This window comes from Chryseobacterium suipulveris (assembly GCF_022811685.1).
Classification (GTDB): domain Bacteria; phylum Bacteroidota; class Bacteroidia; order Flavobacteriales; family Weeksellaceae; genus Kaistella; species Kaistella suipulveris.
Genome location: NZ_CP094532.1, coordinates 2,196,418 through 2,211,678 on the forward strand (window position 1 = coordinate 2,196,418; position 15,261 = coordinate 2,211,678).

14 protein-coding genes are annotated in these 15,261 nt (G+C 37.9%); 12 read left to right on the top strand and 2 right to left on the bottom strand.

Annotated features, from left to right (window positions below; translation table 11 throughout):
- Positions 1-12: 12 nt before the first annotated feature.
- On the top strand, positions 13-687 hold the full coding sequence (locus MTP09_RS10315) for a TrmH family RNA methyltransferase (RefSeq protein WP_243548326.1): 675 nt from the start codon (positions 13-15) through the stop codon (positions 685-687).
- A gap of 163 nt (positions 688-850) precedes the next feature.
- Here MTP09_RS10315 and MTP09_RS10320 read toward each other — a convergent pair whose 3' ends face one another.
- Both MTP09_RS10320 and tsaD read right to left on the bottom strand, forming a co-directional pair.
- On the bottom strand, positions 851-1,546 hold the full coding sequence (locus MTP09_RS10320; protein ID WP_243548327.1) for an RsmE family RNA methyltransferase: 696 nt from the start codon (positions 1,544-1,546) through the stop codon (positions 851-853).
- A 55-nt stretch (positions 1,547-1,601) separates the two neighbouring features.
- On the bottom strand, positions 1,602-2,654 hold the full coding sequence (gene tsaD, locus MTP09_RS10325; protein ID WP_243548328.1) for a tRNA (adenosine(37)-N6)-threonylcarbamoyltransferase complex transferase subunit TsaD: 1,053 nt from the start codon (positions 2,652-2,654) through the stop codon (positions 1,602-1,604).
- 2 nt (positions 2,655-2,656) lie between these two features.
- Here tsaD and MTP09_RS10330 point away from each other — a divergent pair, with 2 nt between their 5' ends.
- From MTP09_RS10330 to MTP09_RS10380, 11 genes are all read left to right on the top strand, one after another.
- Positions 2,657-7,435 carry a translocation/assembly module TamB domain-containing protein gene (locus tag MTP09_RS10330; RefSeq protein ID WP_243548329.1) on the top strand — a complete coding sequence of 1,593 codons (4,779 nt, stop codon included), beginning with the start codon at positions 2,657-2,659 and terminating at the stop codon, positions 7,433-7,435.
- Between the two features lie 132 nt (positions 7,436-7,567).
- A complete protein-coding gene (locus tag MTP09_RS10335; protein ID WP_243548330.1) occupies positions 7,568-8,038 on the top strand; it encodes an Lrp/AsnC family transcriptional regulator in 471 nt (156 codons plus the stop codon).
- Positions 8,039-8,106: 68 nt separating this feature from the next.
- Positions 8,107-8,481: a hypothetical protein gene (locus MTP09_RS10340; RefSeq protein ID WP_243548331.1), complete on the top strand. Its 375-nt coding sequence runs from the start codon at positions 8,107-8,109 to the stop codon at positions 8,479-8,481.
- 11 nt (positions 8,482-8,492) lie between these two features.
- Positions 8,493-8,924 (top strand): RrF2 family transcriptional regulator, encoded by a 432-nt coding sequence (locus MTP09_RS10345; protein ID WP_243548332.1) that lies wholly within the window; start codon positions 8,493-8,495, stop codon positions 8,922-8,924.
- Positions 8,925-9,328: 404 nt separating this feature from the next.
- On the top strand, positions 9,329-10,048 hold the full coding sequence (ric, locus tag MTP09_RS10350; protein WP_243548333.1) for an iron-sulfur cluster repair di-iron protein: 720 nt from the start codon (positions 9,329-9,331) through the stop codon (positions 10,046-10,048).
- A 370-nt stretch (positions 10,049-10,418) separates the two neighbouring features.
- The gene (locus tag MTP09_RS10355; RefSeq protein ID WP_243548334.1) at positions 10,419-10,919 is read left to right on the top strand and encodes a type 2 periplasmic-binding domain-containing protein; all 501 of its coding nucleotides are present in this window, start codon (positions 10,419-10,421) and stop codon (positions 10,917-10,919) included.
- Between the two features lie 66 nt (positions 10,920-10,985).
- On the top strand, positions 10,986-11,708 hold the full coding sequence (locus MTP09_RS10360) for a tyrosine-type recombinase/integrase (RefSeq protein WP_243548335.1): 723 nt from the start codon (positions 10,986-10,988) through the stop codon (positions 11,706-11,708).
- A 2-nt stretch (positions 11,709-11,710) separates the two neighbouring features.
- Positions 11,711-12,448: a hypothetical protein gene (locus MTP09_RS10365; RefSeq protein ID WP_243548336.1), complete on the top strand. Its 738-nt coding sequence runs from the start codon at positions 11,711-11,713 to the stop codon at positions 12,446-12,448.
- A gap of 81 nt (positions 12,449-12,529) precedes the next feature.
- A complete protein-coding gene (locus tag MTP09_RS10370) occupies positions 12,530-12,805 on the top strand; it encodes a helix-turn-helix domain-containing protein (protein ID WP_243548337.1) in 276 nt (91 codons plus the stop codon).
- Positions 12,806-12,815: 10 nt separating this feature from the next.
- Entirely contained in the window at positions 12,816-14,054 is a 1,239-nt protein-coding gene (locus tag MTP09_RS10375) for a primase-helicase family protein (RefSeq protein WP_243548338.1), read from the top strand.
- A 220-nt stretch (positions 14,055-14,274) separates the two neighbouring features.
- Complete coding sequence (locus tag MTP09_RS10380) at positions 14,275-15,186, top strand: toprim domain-containing protein (protein WP_243548339.1); 912 nt, start codon at positions 14,275-14,277, stop codon at positions 15,184-15,186.
- The last annotated feature ends 75 nt before the right edge of the window (positions 15,187-15,261 follow it).

Here is a 15,261-nt window from a genome sequence, read left to right on the forward strand (position 1 = left end):
ATTTAAAAATGTATGGAAAACTTAGTGCGCACTTTTGAATTTCTGAAGAAGTTCCTCACTCATGAACGGCTCGCAAAAATTGAACATTTTTCTGCTGAAAGTTCGGATTTCTTACTTCCTGTGATGGAAGATGTGTACCAGTACCGAAATGCTGCAGCGATCATACGTTCGGTAGAAGCATGTGGATTTCATAAAGTGGTAGCGATGGAGGCCAGAAATATATTCGATCCCAATCTCACCGTTACCAAGGGTGCCGAGAACTGGGTGGAAGCTGAAAAAATGCCCCATTCTTTAGATTCATTACAAGAAATTCGCAGTAGAGGCTATAAAATCGTAGCAGTATCGCCAGAGAAAAATGCCACGATGCTCCCGGATTTTAGAATTACAGAACCGGTTGCTTTAGTTTTTGGCACAGAATGGCAAGGAGTTACCGATGATTTTCTTGAGTTCTGCGACGAAACACTCGCGATCCCGATGTACGGTTTTACCCAGAGTTTTAATGTTTCAGTAGCGGCAGCAATCTGTTGTTATGATTTAAAACAGAAACTGCTTCATTCCGGAATCAATTATAAATTAAGTGATGAAAAACGACTGGAATTAATGATTAAGTGGGCGGTAAACTCGATTCCGAGTGGAAAAGAGATTTTGAGGAAATTTTTGGGACAAGATTCTAATGTGACAATGTAGCAATGAGCTTTCGGCAATCGGCATTCAGCTTTGGGAAGTTTGCAGCAATTTGAGAAAACGTGAATCTTGAAACTTCAAATTTGATCCTCAAACTTCAAACTTTAAACTTCAAACCCATACTATGATATCTGAAATCTGAAATCTAAAACCGCCGAAGTCGAATTCACCATTCACTTTTGAAATAGTTCCACGCTGCTACAAATATTCCCGCCGTTTCTGTTCTTAACCGTTGCTCACCCAGCGAAACCGCCCGAATTCCTTTCTCGGTAAGCAGTTTGATTTCGTTCGGCGAAAAATCTCCTTCCGGTCCGATCAGGAAAATAAGATGTTCTGCAGCATCAATTTCTTTGAGGTTGGTTCTTTCGAAATGTTCATCGCAATGGGCAACGTAAGTGTTTTCAGTTGGGATATTTTTAATGAAATCCTGCAGTTTTACCAAGTCATTCAAGACCGGGAAATGAAACCGCTGACTTTGCTTTGAAGCTGAAATTGCCTGTTTCCTCAGCTTTTCTATATTGATATTTCGTCTTTCGGATTTTTCGGTATTGAGGAAAGTAATTTCCGAAATCCCCATTTCGGTCGCCTTTTCCACGAAAAACTCAATCCGGTCGATGTTTTTTGTCGGTGCGATTGCAATGTGAAGTTTTGGCGAAAAATCAGGCAGGTTTTCTTTGATGTCAGAAACATTGAGCATTACTTTTTTTCCTTCGAAAACCAGAGTTCCTTTGGCAAGGTTTCCTTTTCCGTCGGTTACGAAAATTTCTTCGCCTTCACGCATTCGGAGCACTTTAACGATGTGTTGCTGTTCATCGTCATTAATAATGACTTTCGGAAAAATTTCGCCAAAAAAAAGTTTCATTGATGTGGATTCAAGTTGTTGCAGTTGTTGCAATTGTTACAGATTGTTACAGTTGTTAAATCTTCGGACTTCCGTCTTCTGTCACCTGACTTTCTAACTCGTATCGCGCTGTCGCGGAAACTGAGAGATCCGCAAATTCGCCACGCTGTAATTTCAGTTGTGCGACCATCGCGATCATTGCGGCATTATCTGTCGTGTATTCAAACTTAGGAATGTAGATATTCCAGCCGAGTTTTTCCTCATTCTTTTTCATTGCTTCCCTTAAACCCGAGTTCGCAGAAACTCCCCCTGCAATTGCAATGTCTTTAATGTCCAAATCTTTCGCGGCTTTCTCCAGTTTTTCCATCAGTATTTCAACGATGGTTTTCTGAACGGAAGCGCACAAATCGTCGATATTTTCCTTGATGAAATCAGGATTGTTTTTTAACTCTTTTTGTATGAAGTACAGCACCGAAGTCTTCACTCCGCTGAAGGAATAGTCATAGTTTTCTAACCGCGGTTTATTAAATTTAAATAAATTTTCGTTGCCTTTTTTTGCCAATCTGTCAACAATAGGACCTGCAGGATAATCGAGACCGAAAACTTTCCCGATTTTGTCGAAAGCTTCGCCTGCAGCATCATCAGTGGTTTTACCGATGATTTCCATATCGAAATAGTCTTTAACCAAAACAATCATTGTGTGTCCACCAGAAACCGTCAAACATAGAAACGGGAATTTTGGGGGCATAATATTTGCATCTTCGATGAAATGGGCTAAAATGTGGGCTTGAAGATGGTTAACCTCGATTAAAGGGACATTTAAACTCATTGCCAGCGATTTGGCAAAAGAAGTTCCCACGAGCAGCGAACCCAAAAGTCCGGGACCGCGCGTGAATCCAATGGCAGAAATATCTTTTTGTTGTATATTTGCTTTGTTGACTGCTTTTTCGACAACGGGGATCATGTTTTGCTGATGGGCGCGAGAAGCAAGTTCGGGTACGACTCCGCCATATTCCCGGTGGATTTCCTGGTTTGCCGCAATGTTGGAGAGGATTTTGTTCCCACGGATTACAGCTGCAGAGGTATCGTCGCAGGAAGATTCGATCCCTAAAATTATAGACTCGTTCATAAATGGCAAATTTAGAGAATAATAACGATAAGGAAAACAATAAATCTGTTGCGGAAAACATCGGTAATTCGGTGCAGAAAGGCGTGGAAAATGTGCAGGATGCAGTAAAACAAACTGTGCAGGATGCTGCGAATCTCGCCTCGGACGCTATTACTCATCCCGTGGATACTGCAGGTGAATTTGTTGAGCAAGCCGCAAAAGATGTCACGAGTTACAAATGGTGGGCGAAACTTTTGCTCGTGCTGTTTTGGACCGGTTTATTTCTTTTTATCACTTTCGTAGTAGTCATCAATCTTCCATCAACCAAAAACTGGGCAGCTCAACGGGTGATCAAAATGCTTAACCAGGACCTGAAAACCCAAATGGCTTTCGACAGTGTGGATGTAAATTATTTTGGGGATATCACGATTCATAATGTCGCGATCAAAGACAACCGAAATTATCCCTTTCTGAAAGCCAAAAAATTATACGCTGATTCCGACTGGTTCTCGATTATTTCAAATTCCAGGAATCTGAAGTTTCAATCGATGGCTTTGAATCAGATGGATTTGAAAGTCATTACTTATAAAGGCGACAGTATTTCGAATTTCGTGCGCTACATCGATCTTTTTGATGACGGTAAAGCGCCCGATCCGACCCGTCCTCCGTTTGAACTGAAAACGAGGGTTTTTGTCAACGATTCCAAAATTTCCATCGTCAACCAAAATCACGAAGGCTACGAAGGAAAATGGTTGATGGCAGACAACGTGAATTTGATTGTTCCCGAACTGAAGGTGAACGGCTCCAACGTTTTTGCGCAGATCAACAACATGCGATTTACCACCGAAAGATGGGGCAAAAAGCACTTTGTCGATACCTTTTCAGGCGACCTTTCGCTGACAAAAGAATTTCTTTCCCTCAAAGATTTGACTTTAAATACCGACCATTCGCTTTTGCAGGGCGACATTAAATTCAACCTGAACAACGGTTCGTGGGCAGATTTTACCAATCGCGTTGCTTGGGATATGAATTTGATGAAAGGAAGCCAGATCAGCGGTTACGACATCAGTTATTTTGTGACCAATTGGGACAATTACAAACCCGTGAACATTTCAGGGAAAATGACGGGGCCATTAAATAAATTCTACCTCGAAGACTTCCTCATCAGAAATCCAGATGTAAATATCAGGACACAAACGATGAAGATTTCGAATATTCTGGACGGGAATTTTCAGATCGAGTCCAACACTATTTCCACCGATTTTACCTACAAAGATTTAAAGGCGATGCTGCCGACTTTCATTTCCGAGAAGATGAAAAATTTTGCGGATGATTTCGGAAGGATGAAGTTCGACGGAGCAGCACGCGTAAATCCGAAGCAGGTGTATGTTCCCAATGGACGACTGTTCACTGGAATCGGACAGGCAAGAATTTCACAATTCTATCTCGATGATTATAGCACCAATCTTCCTAAATATCGAGGGTTTGCTGAAGTCAATGATCTCAATACTTCTGTGATTACGAAAAGTAAGGAAGTTGGTTTGATTTCAGGAAAGTTTAATCTTCAAGGTCAAAGCTTTGATGTCAATACCATGCGTTTGAGAACGACTTCCGAAATTTCGAAGATTGAAATTATGGACAAGGTCATTAACAACGTTTATCTCGACGGACTTCTTGACCATAGAAAATATACGGGAACTGTAAATGTAAACGACGAACAGGCAAAAGCTAATGTGAAAGGACTGATCGATTTTAGCACCAAGAAACTTTTCGCAGACGTTGTTGCGGATGTGAAATACCTGAATATCAATTATTTCACCGGAGCAAAAGGAAACCAGATTGTGAGCGGACTTGTTGACGGAAAAATTTCAATGACGAACATCAATGACCTGAATCTGGACGCCGATTTGAAGAATGTGAATTTTGCAAATGCCACCCAAAAATATGTTATTCCAAATGCTAAAGTCAAAGCATTTTTCGAAAATGGAAACAGAATCGTCTCTGTTGACGCACCTGGAGCGGTAAACGGAAAGATTGCGGGCAGGTTCAACCTCGGTGATTTGGGAGGAATGATTGAGAACGGGATCGGAAAAATCTTGGTTGGTCCGCCTCCGAGAAAAATTTACCGAGGTCAGAGTTTCAATATGGATTTTGATGTGAAACAGGGGCTGGTTAATTATTTTGAGCCGAATGTGCACTTGCCGAAAGGCGCGACGGTGAACGGTTCCTATGACGGAAATTCCAATAACCTCGTATTGAATATCGACGCTGAAACCTTAAAATATGTGATGACCAAAAAAGAGGAAATCACGGAAGCCGACAAAGCGCTCGCAAAAGCAAATCCTGACTATAAAATTACCGATAAGGACAAGAAAACCAAAGACAGCGCGATGATCGACAACCTCATGGTGAGGATTAACACTGCGAATCTCAGCGAGCAGATTTTTGCGAAGATTGATAGGGTTGAATACGACAAGAATATCCTGAAAGATATTACCTTAAGCGGTAGAAACGAAAACAATAAAGTTTTACATATTGCAACCAATTTCAAGCACGGAACTCCTGAGGAAGAAATAAAGCAGGAGCTTAAAGAATACGCTGTAAACCTTAACCAAACCACAAATTCAGCTGGAGATTATGTGTTCCGCTTCGAGCCGACTTCGGTGAAGTTTAATGATGTAGTTTGGAATATCGATACCGATCCCGAACTGAATCACTCCATTACCTACCGAAAAAAACAGGGCGATTTCCTGATACAGAATCTTCGCGTTTATTCTGATGACAGTTCGCTTTTCGTACGACAGTCCGTTTTCAAATCTGCGAAAGATTTCTCGGCGGAAGGCGAGGTGAAAAATATGGATATCGCCAAAGTTTTTGCTTTAACAAAGAGTGAAAACAGTATGGATATTAAAGGAATCGCAAACGGAACCTTTGATATCAAGATGAACAAAAACAATCTGGAACCCGTGATCGATATGGATATTACCAATATCTTTATGAACGGAAAAGCGATGGGCAAAGTTCTGGTTTCGGCTAAAAACAGTGCGGTCCCAAACGTTTTCGATGTTGATGTAAAGGTGATCGGATCCGACGCAATCGGCGACAATAATCTGCATTTAACGGGAACCATTAATAATAACACCGCTTCACCGACGCTTGATCTCACCGCGGAAATGCGGGATTTCGACCTTGCTTTCACCCAGGAGTTTGTGAAGGGAATATTCGGCAACCTTCGTGGGAAGGCTTCAGGAGATTTGAAAATTGGCGGTAAGATGAACGATGTGGATTACAGCGGCGATATTGCACTGAAACAGTTCGGTTTGAAACTGAATTTCACTGGCGTAGATTATTCGTTCGACGATACGGTGATTTCGCTTTCAAGAGGTTTGGCGATTCTGAACGACATCGGAGTGAAAGATGGAAGGAGCAATTCGAAGGGATCGATTTCAGGGGCGATACAGTTTGAAACGCTTTCGTCAATGGGCGTCAACCTCGTGATGAGGGCCGATAATCTTTTACTCTTGAACACTACCCAAAAAGATTTCGATCTGTTCTGGGGAAGAATTTATGGAAACGGGACGCTGTATGTTGATGGACCTGTTTCCGCACTCAATATTTCAACTCCTGAAATGCGGGCGCTCAATAACTCGATGTTCACCTTTAATTCCAACTCCACTTCCAATGTTGAGGAATTTAAGATGCTTCGGTTCCTGAAAAGGGACGATGCGGGAATTATTTCCGTGGAGGACAAGAAATCTTCGGGAGCCAATATGAATATTGATTTTACGCTCTCTTTAGACAAAGGTACAACGGTGAACGTTTTGGTTGGCGACGATGTGGGAGATATTTCGGTACGCGGAAATGCCGACAAACTCCGGTTTGTGATGAGCAGAACGGGAGCAATTTCGATGAACGGCAATTATTTTGTTGATAACGGAACATTTGTTTCAAAGGCGATACTTAACAGAACTTTCCATATCACCAAAGGAAGCAGTATTCGGTGGGATGGTGATGCGATGGCGCCTGAACTCGACATCGACGCGACTTATCTCAGAACAGTTACGAATGCTGGACAATATTTAAATATGAAAAGCTTACAGCCAGTAAACGTTCTTCTTTCCACAAAAATAACTCAAACCCTCAATAATCCAAAAATAGAACTTGGAGTTTCAGCGCAGGATGTTTCGAGTAACGTGCGGGAAACTTTAGCCCAAAGAATGAGTAACGAGGATGAAAAAGTGATCCAATTTGGTTCTGTCTTGGTGCTTAACAGCTTCAATGTCGGTAACTCTGCCTTCGACATCAATCTCGGAAACACGCTCGAAACTTCGGGTTACAATATGCTATTCAAACAGCTCGGTTCTGTTTTGAATACCATTAGCAACGAATTTCAGGTAGACTTAAATTATCTTCGCGGAGATACCAATTCGAATACCGGCGACAGAGCGAATGCAAGTGTCAGCTTTGCGCTTTCACCAAGAGTTAAGGTAAAAACAGGACTTGGAGTGCCGATCTCTAAAACAGAAAATACCAACACCAATTATCTTTCCGGAGAAGGAATTATTGAATACGATTGGTCCAAGAATAACGACGGGAGCCGACTTCTTCGCGCGTACTCGAAACCGTCAAATATTGGGTTGACCGGAGCTGGAGCTGGAAACGCGGGAGCCAACCAAAGTTACGGAGTGGGTGTGGTTTATAGCAAAAGTTTTAATACGATATTTAAAAGAAAAGAAAAAGATAAGCAAAAGAAAAGTTCAGAATCGAAAAAAGATTCAATCAAAAATGATTCGATAAAGTAACAATTTCAATGCATTCCATAAAAGTTTAGTTAAAAGTTGTTAATACTTTATGATTTTTTTTCATTTTAATATTTTTTTGTAAATTTGCCGATAAATTCGAATAAGTATAAGAAAATTATAAAAAATATAAAAATGAATTATCAACTGGACGAAATAGATAAGAAGATTCTTGACTTTCTCGTAGAAAACACAAGAATGCCGTTTACGGAAATCGCAAAACAAATGGATGTTTCCGCAGGTACGATCCACGTGAGAGTAAAGAAAATGGAAGACGCTGGAATCATACTTGGTTCGTCATTAAACATCGATTACGCGAAATTAGACTATCATTTCACAGCTTTTATTGGGATTCTTTTAACAAAATCCAACAGAACACAGGATGTTTTGAAAGAGCTTTCAACAATTCCAAACGTAATCGAGGCAAGCGTAATCTCAGGAAAATACAATATCTTCTGCAAAGTTAGAGCTAAAAACACCGAAGACGCGAAGAGAATCATCTACCAAATCGACGACATCCAGGATGTGATGAGAACGGAAAGTATGATCTCGATGGAAGAATATCTTTCTGACAAGAACCGATTAATCGACGCAGTATCCATCTAAACTGATACTTCTCAGCAAATAATAAAACTTTTGGAGCAGTTCAAAAGTTTTTTTTTAATTTTATATATATGAATAACGAGTTTGCCAACGAAAGTCCGAAAAAGGATTTGGGTTTCATTTTGTCGCTTTTTGCCCTTCTTTTCTTTACGATGATGGGAATCGGGATTGATGCCGATGAATACTCGCAACATACCGAGGTCAATATTCCGGAGTGGTATTTCTACCTGATCTTTACCATCGATTTCCTGATGGTTTTGGGATTGGTGCTGATTTTTTTCTACAGAAAAATTGGTGTATTTCTGTTTCCTGCGGCATTGGTAGGACATTTTATCAGTCATAGTTATTTCCTTTCCACCTTCCTCTATACCGATGTAACCAATATGTTTCTGTTTATCGGCGTAGGTTTGCTCGCCATAATTCCGAAATGGCAGTTTTTTAAATAAATCAGTTCGTTATGTTTTCCAAAGCTTGTGAATACGCCTTAAAGGCGACCATCTATATCGCCCAGCAAAGCCACCGCAATCATCGGGTGAATGTGAAGGAGGTTTCTGACGCGGTAAATGCGCCGGTCGCGTTCACTGCAAAAATTCTGCAGCAGCTTTGCCGGGATAGTATTCTAGAATCCAACCGGGGAAAGCAGGGCGGCTTTATCTTTGAAGAAAAAAAACAGAAAAAAATCAAAATTTTCGATGTCATCCGTTTGATTGACGGCGACGGAATCTTTACCGACTGCGGTTTGGGGCTCCACAAATGTTCGTCGGAAAACCCGTGTCCCGTTCACAACGATTTCAGCGTGATCCGAAACGGTTTGCTGGAAATGACCCAGAAATATTCCTTCTACGACTTGGCCGTAAAGACCGAGAATGGTTTGGCTTGGCTTAAGTAGTCAGTATTTTATTCATACAAACTCTTCTCTTCTTTAAATTGATTGACTTATCCCGGAATTGTGTCTTTGTTTATCTAAAATAAGCGATAGCGCCCTTGTCTATCTTTTTATTGGAGCAATTAAGAAAGTTAAACTTTGTTTGGCTTTGCGAGTATTTTTTCTCGCAAGGATCGCAAAGAAACTTTTTAACTAAAAACTGCATAGTTTTAAGATAAACGAAGGCACGTCGTTTAGCAATGACAGACAAGGTCATCACGAAAACCTAATAATTAGCCGATTGTATTTTTTTCTAAAGTCGAACTGTGATTAAATTAATGATTTTTGTCACTAATTTAATTCGGATAGTTTTATCTTATTTAAGAATTAATTGTTATATTTGTATAAGAATTTAAATCAGAATTATAATGTTGACTCAAGAAAAAACCATTGGCGATTATGTCGCGGAAGATTACAGAACTGCCGAAGTCTTCAAAAAATATAATATCGATTTCTGCTGCAAAGGCGGACGAACAATCGAGGAAGCCGCTGAAAAGAAAAATATCGACGCCGGCAAAATTTATCAGGATCTCGAAAAAATTGGTGAAAGAACAGATTCTTCCAATATCGACTTTAAATCCTGGCCGCTTGATTTATTGGCAGATTATGTAGAAAAAACGCATCACCGCTATGTCGAGGAAAAATCATTAATGATCATCCCTTATCTCGAAAAATTATGCAAAGTGCACGGTGACCGACATCCTGAATTATTCGAGATCACCAAACTGTTCAAGGAAAGTGCAGGAGATTTGGCGGCACACATGAAGAAGGAAGAACTCATTTTGTTCCCGTTCATCAAGAAAATGGTTGATGCGGAAAGAAAAGGAGAAAGTGTGGAAAGAAAGCAGTTCAGCACCGTGGAAGATCCAATCGAGGCGATGAAGGATGACCATTCGTTAGAAGGAGAGCGTTTCGAAAAAATCAGCGAGTTAACCAACGGTTACCAAATTCCAGCGGACGGTTGCGGAACTTATCAGGTGACTTTCAAGATGATCGAAGAATTCGCGAACGACCTACACAAGCACATCCACTTAGAAAATAACATTCTTTTCCCGAAAGCAATCGCTTTGGAGAAAACCCTTAACTAAATTCACTGTTTTTTTGAAATCCGCTTTAGTAAACTCTGGAGCGGATTTTTTGTTATGCTTGTATAAAAAAAGACTGTTGTTTTATCGCAACTGTCTTCATTGCAGAGAGGAAGGGATTAACTTCGTTTTTCCCGAAGAGTGTGTTTCAAAACTTACAGAACAAGAATTTGTCATATTTTTTGTTCCCCAAAGTATTGCTAAAATAAATTTTTGACAACTTCGGAGAACAAAAAAACCGCTGATTACCCAGCGGTTCTGTAAGTTTTGCAGAGAGGAAGGGAAATGAACCTTTCTAGAATCAGCATTCCTTTTCATATATAAATATACTACTAATCAATAATTTATCTATATTTGCATAGATGGATATAACTTGTTTTTATATTTAATTATAGAAGTAGTAGCACCTAAATTAGCACCTGTGAATTTCACCTTTAAACTTAAAGAACCCAAATCAGATAAATTGACTTTAATATACTTTCGTGCATACTTTGGCAATGAAAGAAAAAATTTCATTTATTCCACTGGTGAAAATATCTTGGCTTCAGAGTGGGATTTTAAGAATAGACAACCAAATGACCTTAATGGCAGAACCGCCAAATCGGATAACCATCGAACTATAAAAAAACAATTAGACAGGTATAGTTCCACTTTTACCGAAATTGTAAATCGATACAAGAACATTAATGAGCAACTCACTACTGACGCACTGAGACAGAGATTTGACGAAGAATTCAAAAAAGTAAAAGTTAAGGATGATTTTTTTCGTCTATATGAACAATTCATTGAAGAAAAAGAAAGTGACTACACAGGAAAGGGAATCTCCAAATCCACAAAAACACGATATGAATTTAATAAAAATCTTTTGCAATAATTTCAGGATAAAACAAAAATCAAACTTAGTCTTTCTAGTTTAGATGAGAAAATCTATAACCGATTTTTGAAATACTGTATTGAAGTTAAAGATCATTCTGCAAACACCATACATCGAGATGTGGGAATGCTCAAAACATTCCTTTATTGGGCATTAAATAATAAGTACACTTACAATAATGATTTTATTCAGTTTAAGAAACCACCAAAGTTTAGAACCGATGAAATTGCGTTGAATTATCAGCAGGTTGAGCAAATATATAATCACGACTTTTCGAAGAATAAAAAGCTCGAAAGAGTACGAGACTTGTTTGTGTTTGGTTGTACATCGGGAATGCGTTTTGGAAATTATTCTGCAATTTCAAGAGAAGATATTCAAGATGGATTCATTAGGGTAATTGATCTAAAAAGCAAGTCTAAAAGCTTGGCAATTCCTCTTAATAGTATTTCGAAAGCAATCTTGGAAAAATATGATTATGAATTGCCTCGAATCAGTAATCAAAAGATGAATGAGTATATAAAAGATGTATTCAAGGAATTGGAGTTCACAGAAGACATCAAAAAAACTATGAAATACGGTGACGAATTGGTCGAAAAAACTTCAAAATTTTGGGAGAGAATTTCTTCCCATACCGCAAGAAGAAGCTTTATAACAATAATGAAAAACAATCGCGTCCCAGACAAAGTAATTATGTCGTACACTGGACATACGAGTTTGGAGGTTTTCAACACTTATTATAGACCGAGTGAAGAAGATAAAATTAATTATATGAACGAAGTTTTTAAGTAGTAATGGATAATAACAAAAAAATATACGGAAAGTGGTTGCCTTGGGATGAAATACTTGCCATTCCTTTCTTGATTTTTTCGAGGGTCAGAGGAAAAAATATCAGAACGTTATTACATGAAAAAATTCTAAAAGCACAAAAAATTGCTGAAGTCACTGAAGTTACAATAAAAGATAGAGATGAATATTTGCTGGAATATGAAAGCCTAGATAATTTCTTTGCAATTCACTTCAGAAATATAGAGAAATCAAGAAATCACACATTTGAGGGAATGATTGACTACTGTTTAAATCAATACAAGAGAGAATCTTTTCGAAATCTTACCGCAAGCAGAATCGTAATTCTTGAAGAAAATTTTCTTAAAGGTGCTGAAAAAACACTTAAGCTTTATTTTTTATTGGATAAAAAAGTACATCGCAAATTAGTATTGAAAGATATTTTGATTGGTGAGAATACAGAAACAAAACTCAAAAAATTTCTAACTGACAAAAGGTTTATTGACGAGAATCAAAATTTAATTGTAGATAATAAATCATTATTCATTCGCCTGCACAAATTATTGCAGGATGAGGCTTACATTAATACCGAATATAATGCGAATACTATTATGGATATAATGGATCGCGAATACAACTCCATCTTTGATAAGGGCACTTTTTCTAGAGCCATTGCAAGAAGTCTAAGTGATAGTGAAAAAAAGATGCAGGAAGAATTATTAAAAGCACTGAAAATCAAAGATTAAACTTTACGAAATTGAGTAAAATTGCATAAATAAATTTTACTCCAAAATATTTTTGTTGGCATAATTAGAAAAGTACAAATTATGCAAACAAATCCATTCCAAACAATTCTAGATGAGTTGGACGAAGTAAAACAACTTCTCTACTCTATCCGAAAAGAACCGGAACTTGAACTAAAGAAAAGGTTCTACTCAATGAGAGAGTCCGCATCAATTCTGAAAGTGGACTATCAGACCATAAGATCACATATTCTTAAAGGGAATATCAAAGCTGAAAAAATCGGGAGATTCTACCGAATTAATCATCTTGATTTGATGTCCGCGTTAGACGACGTAAAATCTCTGAAATACAAACGTTAAACTTCACACGATGAAAAAAGAACAGAATCACCCTGTTCCATACATTCGTGTGGGGACAGTGTATTATAAGATTATTCAGAAACCACAAATTTCCGGTGATAAGATTTCTACCTTAACGCGCTGGTCTCGTGAAACCATTATTCAAGACCATGAGCGAAATTATTTGGTTAAAATCCCAAAATATGATGGTTTTTGTTGCATTCCTGACAATTTGAATTTCAAGCAAAACGTAGAAAATTTTTATAACATCTACAATGAAATTCCTTTCCAACCGGTCGTTGCAAAAGTTACTATAGATGACATTCCATTTCCTTTACAGTTTTTAGAACACATTTTTGGAAAACAGATAGACCTCGGTCTTGATTATCTGAAAATCCTATTGATTAACCCAACACAAATTCTTCCAATTTTATGTTTGGTAAGCAAAGAAAGAGCAACAGGAAAAACCACTTTCATAAAATGGCTTAAGGAAATTTTCGGACTAAATATTACTTACATTAAAGGAGATTCCTTTAATAGTCAATTCAATTCAGACTGGGCTTCTATGCTTCTAATCGCAATTGATGAAGTGTTTTTTGACCGAAAAGAAATCACCGAGCGCTTGAAATATCTTTCAACGACAAACAAAGATAAACTTGAGAATAAGGGTAAAGACCGAGAGGAAATTGACTTCTTTGGAAAGTTTATTCTCTGCAGTAACAATGAGGATAATTTCATTCAAATAGATGAAAACGAAATCAGATTTTGGATTTTGAAAATCAATCCAATTAAGACAGAGAACACAGAATTTCTCAATAATCTTAAAAAGGAAATTCCATTATTCCTAAAATATCTTATTGATAGGTCATTCTATTCCCAAAAAAAGAGCCGAATGTGGTTCGCTCCTCAAGACATCAAAACCAAAGCACTTCAGAAACTTGTCTTCCGAAATAACAACAAACTAGAATCAAAAGTTATAGAACTTCTTTTTGAATTCTTTGAATCAATCGATGATACCACTATTAATGTTGCTCCGCAGGACATTTTGAATATGCTTAACCGAATGTTTAGACTAACATACTTCACGAGAAATGATGTCCGCAATGTTTTGAAAGAACATTGGAAATTGACAGCTCAATCCAATTCCCTCGCATACATCCGATATGATATCGACCATGCAGGTGTTTTTTATCAGAACAATGCAAAAGGGAGATATTTTACTATTGAAAAGGACTTTATCCTCAAAAAGTATGATGATTTGATGAAGTAATTGCTATTGAAAAGAAAAACAATCAGTTATGGTTCATCAAAACCCTCATCAAAATCATTTAACCTGTTTTTTGATGACAAAATGATGAATAGAAATAAACCAATTTGATGAAATGATGAAGTACTGATGACGTGATAATCATTTAAAGCCCAACTGATTACAAAACTATGTCATCAAATCATCAAAATAGAAACAGCTTTTAATTAATAAAAACAAAACAATGAATTGCAAACAGGCAAACGAAAATATCAGCATCAGGGAAATCTTGGAGAGCTTTTCTCTTTTCCCGAGCAAAGACAACCGAAGAACCGCTTTTTATCTTGCTTTTGACCGTGAGGAAAAAACACCAAGTCTTTCGGTGAACTATAAAAAGAACACCGCATTTGATTTTGGAACAGGAGCGAAATACGACAATGTTTCCTTGGTTCAAGGAGTCAAAAAATGTTCGGTTTCCGAAGCGTTGGAATATTTGAAAAGATTTGATTATTCAATTCCGACAAATCAGAAAATTGAAACAGATAATTTCAAACCAAAATCAGGATATCAGATTTTCGAAATCAAGGAAGTCGAACATCCAAGTTTGATAGAATATCTAAAATCAAGAAAACTCGATTCCCTGAAATCCGAACTCAAAGAAATCCATTATGAACTAAACGGAAGGAATTACTTCGGATTGGGATTCAAAAATGATTCGGACGGATTCGAAATGAGAAATCCATACATCAAACTTTGCTTGGGAAAAAAAGACCTCACTTCCATAAAAAATCAATCCAAAACTTTAAGGATTTTTGAAGGATTTGCAGATTATCTGTCGTTCAAAATTTTGGAAAAATCACTCGAAAAAGAACCTTCGGATTACATCATTTTGAATTCCGTAACGATGATTTCAAAAGTCAAAAATCAACTCGAAAATTATCAAAATATTGAACTCTTTTTGGACAATGACAGGACAGGAGATTCCGTAACTGAAATCCTCAAAAAACAAAATTCCAATGTTTCTGATGAACGGATTTTATTCAAAAATCACAAAGACTTAAATGAGTTTTTAATCAGTGGGAACCTGCGTGAAATGGATATAGGTTTAGAAGAAAGAGACCTGCGTGAAATAACGACTCGCAAAATCGGCAGATAGGTTGTGCAAAAAGTACCCTACGTCCGACCATTAGCGTGTCGTCGGTAGGGATTTTTGATTTTCTCCTGCCGTCGA

Coding starts and splice junctions, on each gene's coding strand:
- MTP09_RS10315 (WP_243548326.1), top strand. CDS start 13: ATGGAAAACTTAGTGCGCACTTTTGAATTTCTGAAGAAGTTCCTCACT.
- MTP09_RS10375 (WP_243548338.1), top strand. CDS start 12,816: ATGAAAAAAGAACAGAATCACCCTGTTCCATACATTCGTGTGGGGACA.
- ric (WP_243548333.1), top strand. CDS start 9,329: ATGTTGACTCAAGAAAAAACCATTGGCGATTATGTCGCGGAAGATTAC.
- tsaD (WP_243548328.1), bottom strand. CDS start 2,654: ATGAACGAGTCTATAATTTTAGGGATCGAATCTTCCTGCGACGATACC.
- MTP09_RS10345 (WP_243548332.1), top strand. CDS start 8,493: ATGTTTTCCAAAGCTTGTGAATACGCCTTAAAGGCGACCATCTATATC.
- MTP09_RS10330 (WP_243548329.1), top strand. CDS start 2,657: ATGGCAAATTTAGAGAATAATAACGATAAGGAAAACAATAAATCTGTT.
- MTP09_RS10370 (WP_243548337.1), top strand. CDS start 12,530: ATGCAAACAAATCCATTCCAAACAATTCTAGATGAGTTGGACGAAGTA.
- MTP09_RS10380 (WP_243548339.1), top strand. CDS start 14,275: ATGAATTGCAAACAGGCAAACGAAAATATCAGCATCAGGGAAATCTTG.
- MTP09_RS10365 (WP_243548336.1), top strand. CDS start 11,711: ATGGATAATAACAAAAAAATATACGGAAAGTGGTTGCCTTGGGATGAA.
- MTP09_RS10320 (WP_243548327.1), bottom strand. CDS start 1,546: ATGAAACTTTTTTTTGGCGAAATTTTTCCGAAAGTCATTATTAATGAC.
- MTP09_RS10335 (WP_243548330.1), top strand. CDS start 7,568: ATGAATTATCAACTGGACGAAATAGATAAGAAGATTCTTGACTTTCTC.
- MTP09_RS10340 (WP_243548331.1), top strand. CDS start 8,107: ATGAATAACGAGTTTGCCAACGAAAGTCCGAAAAAGGATTTGGGTTTC.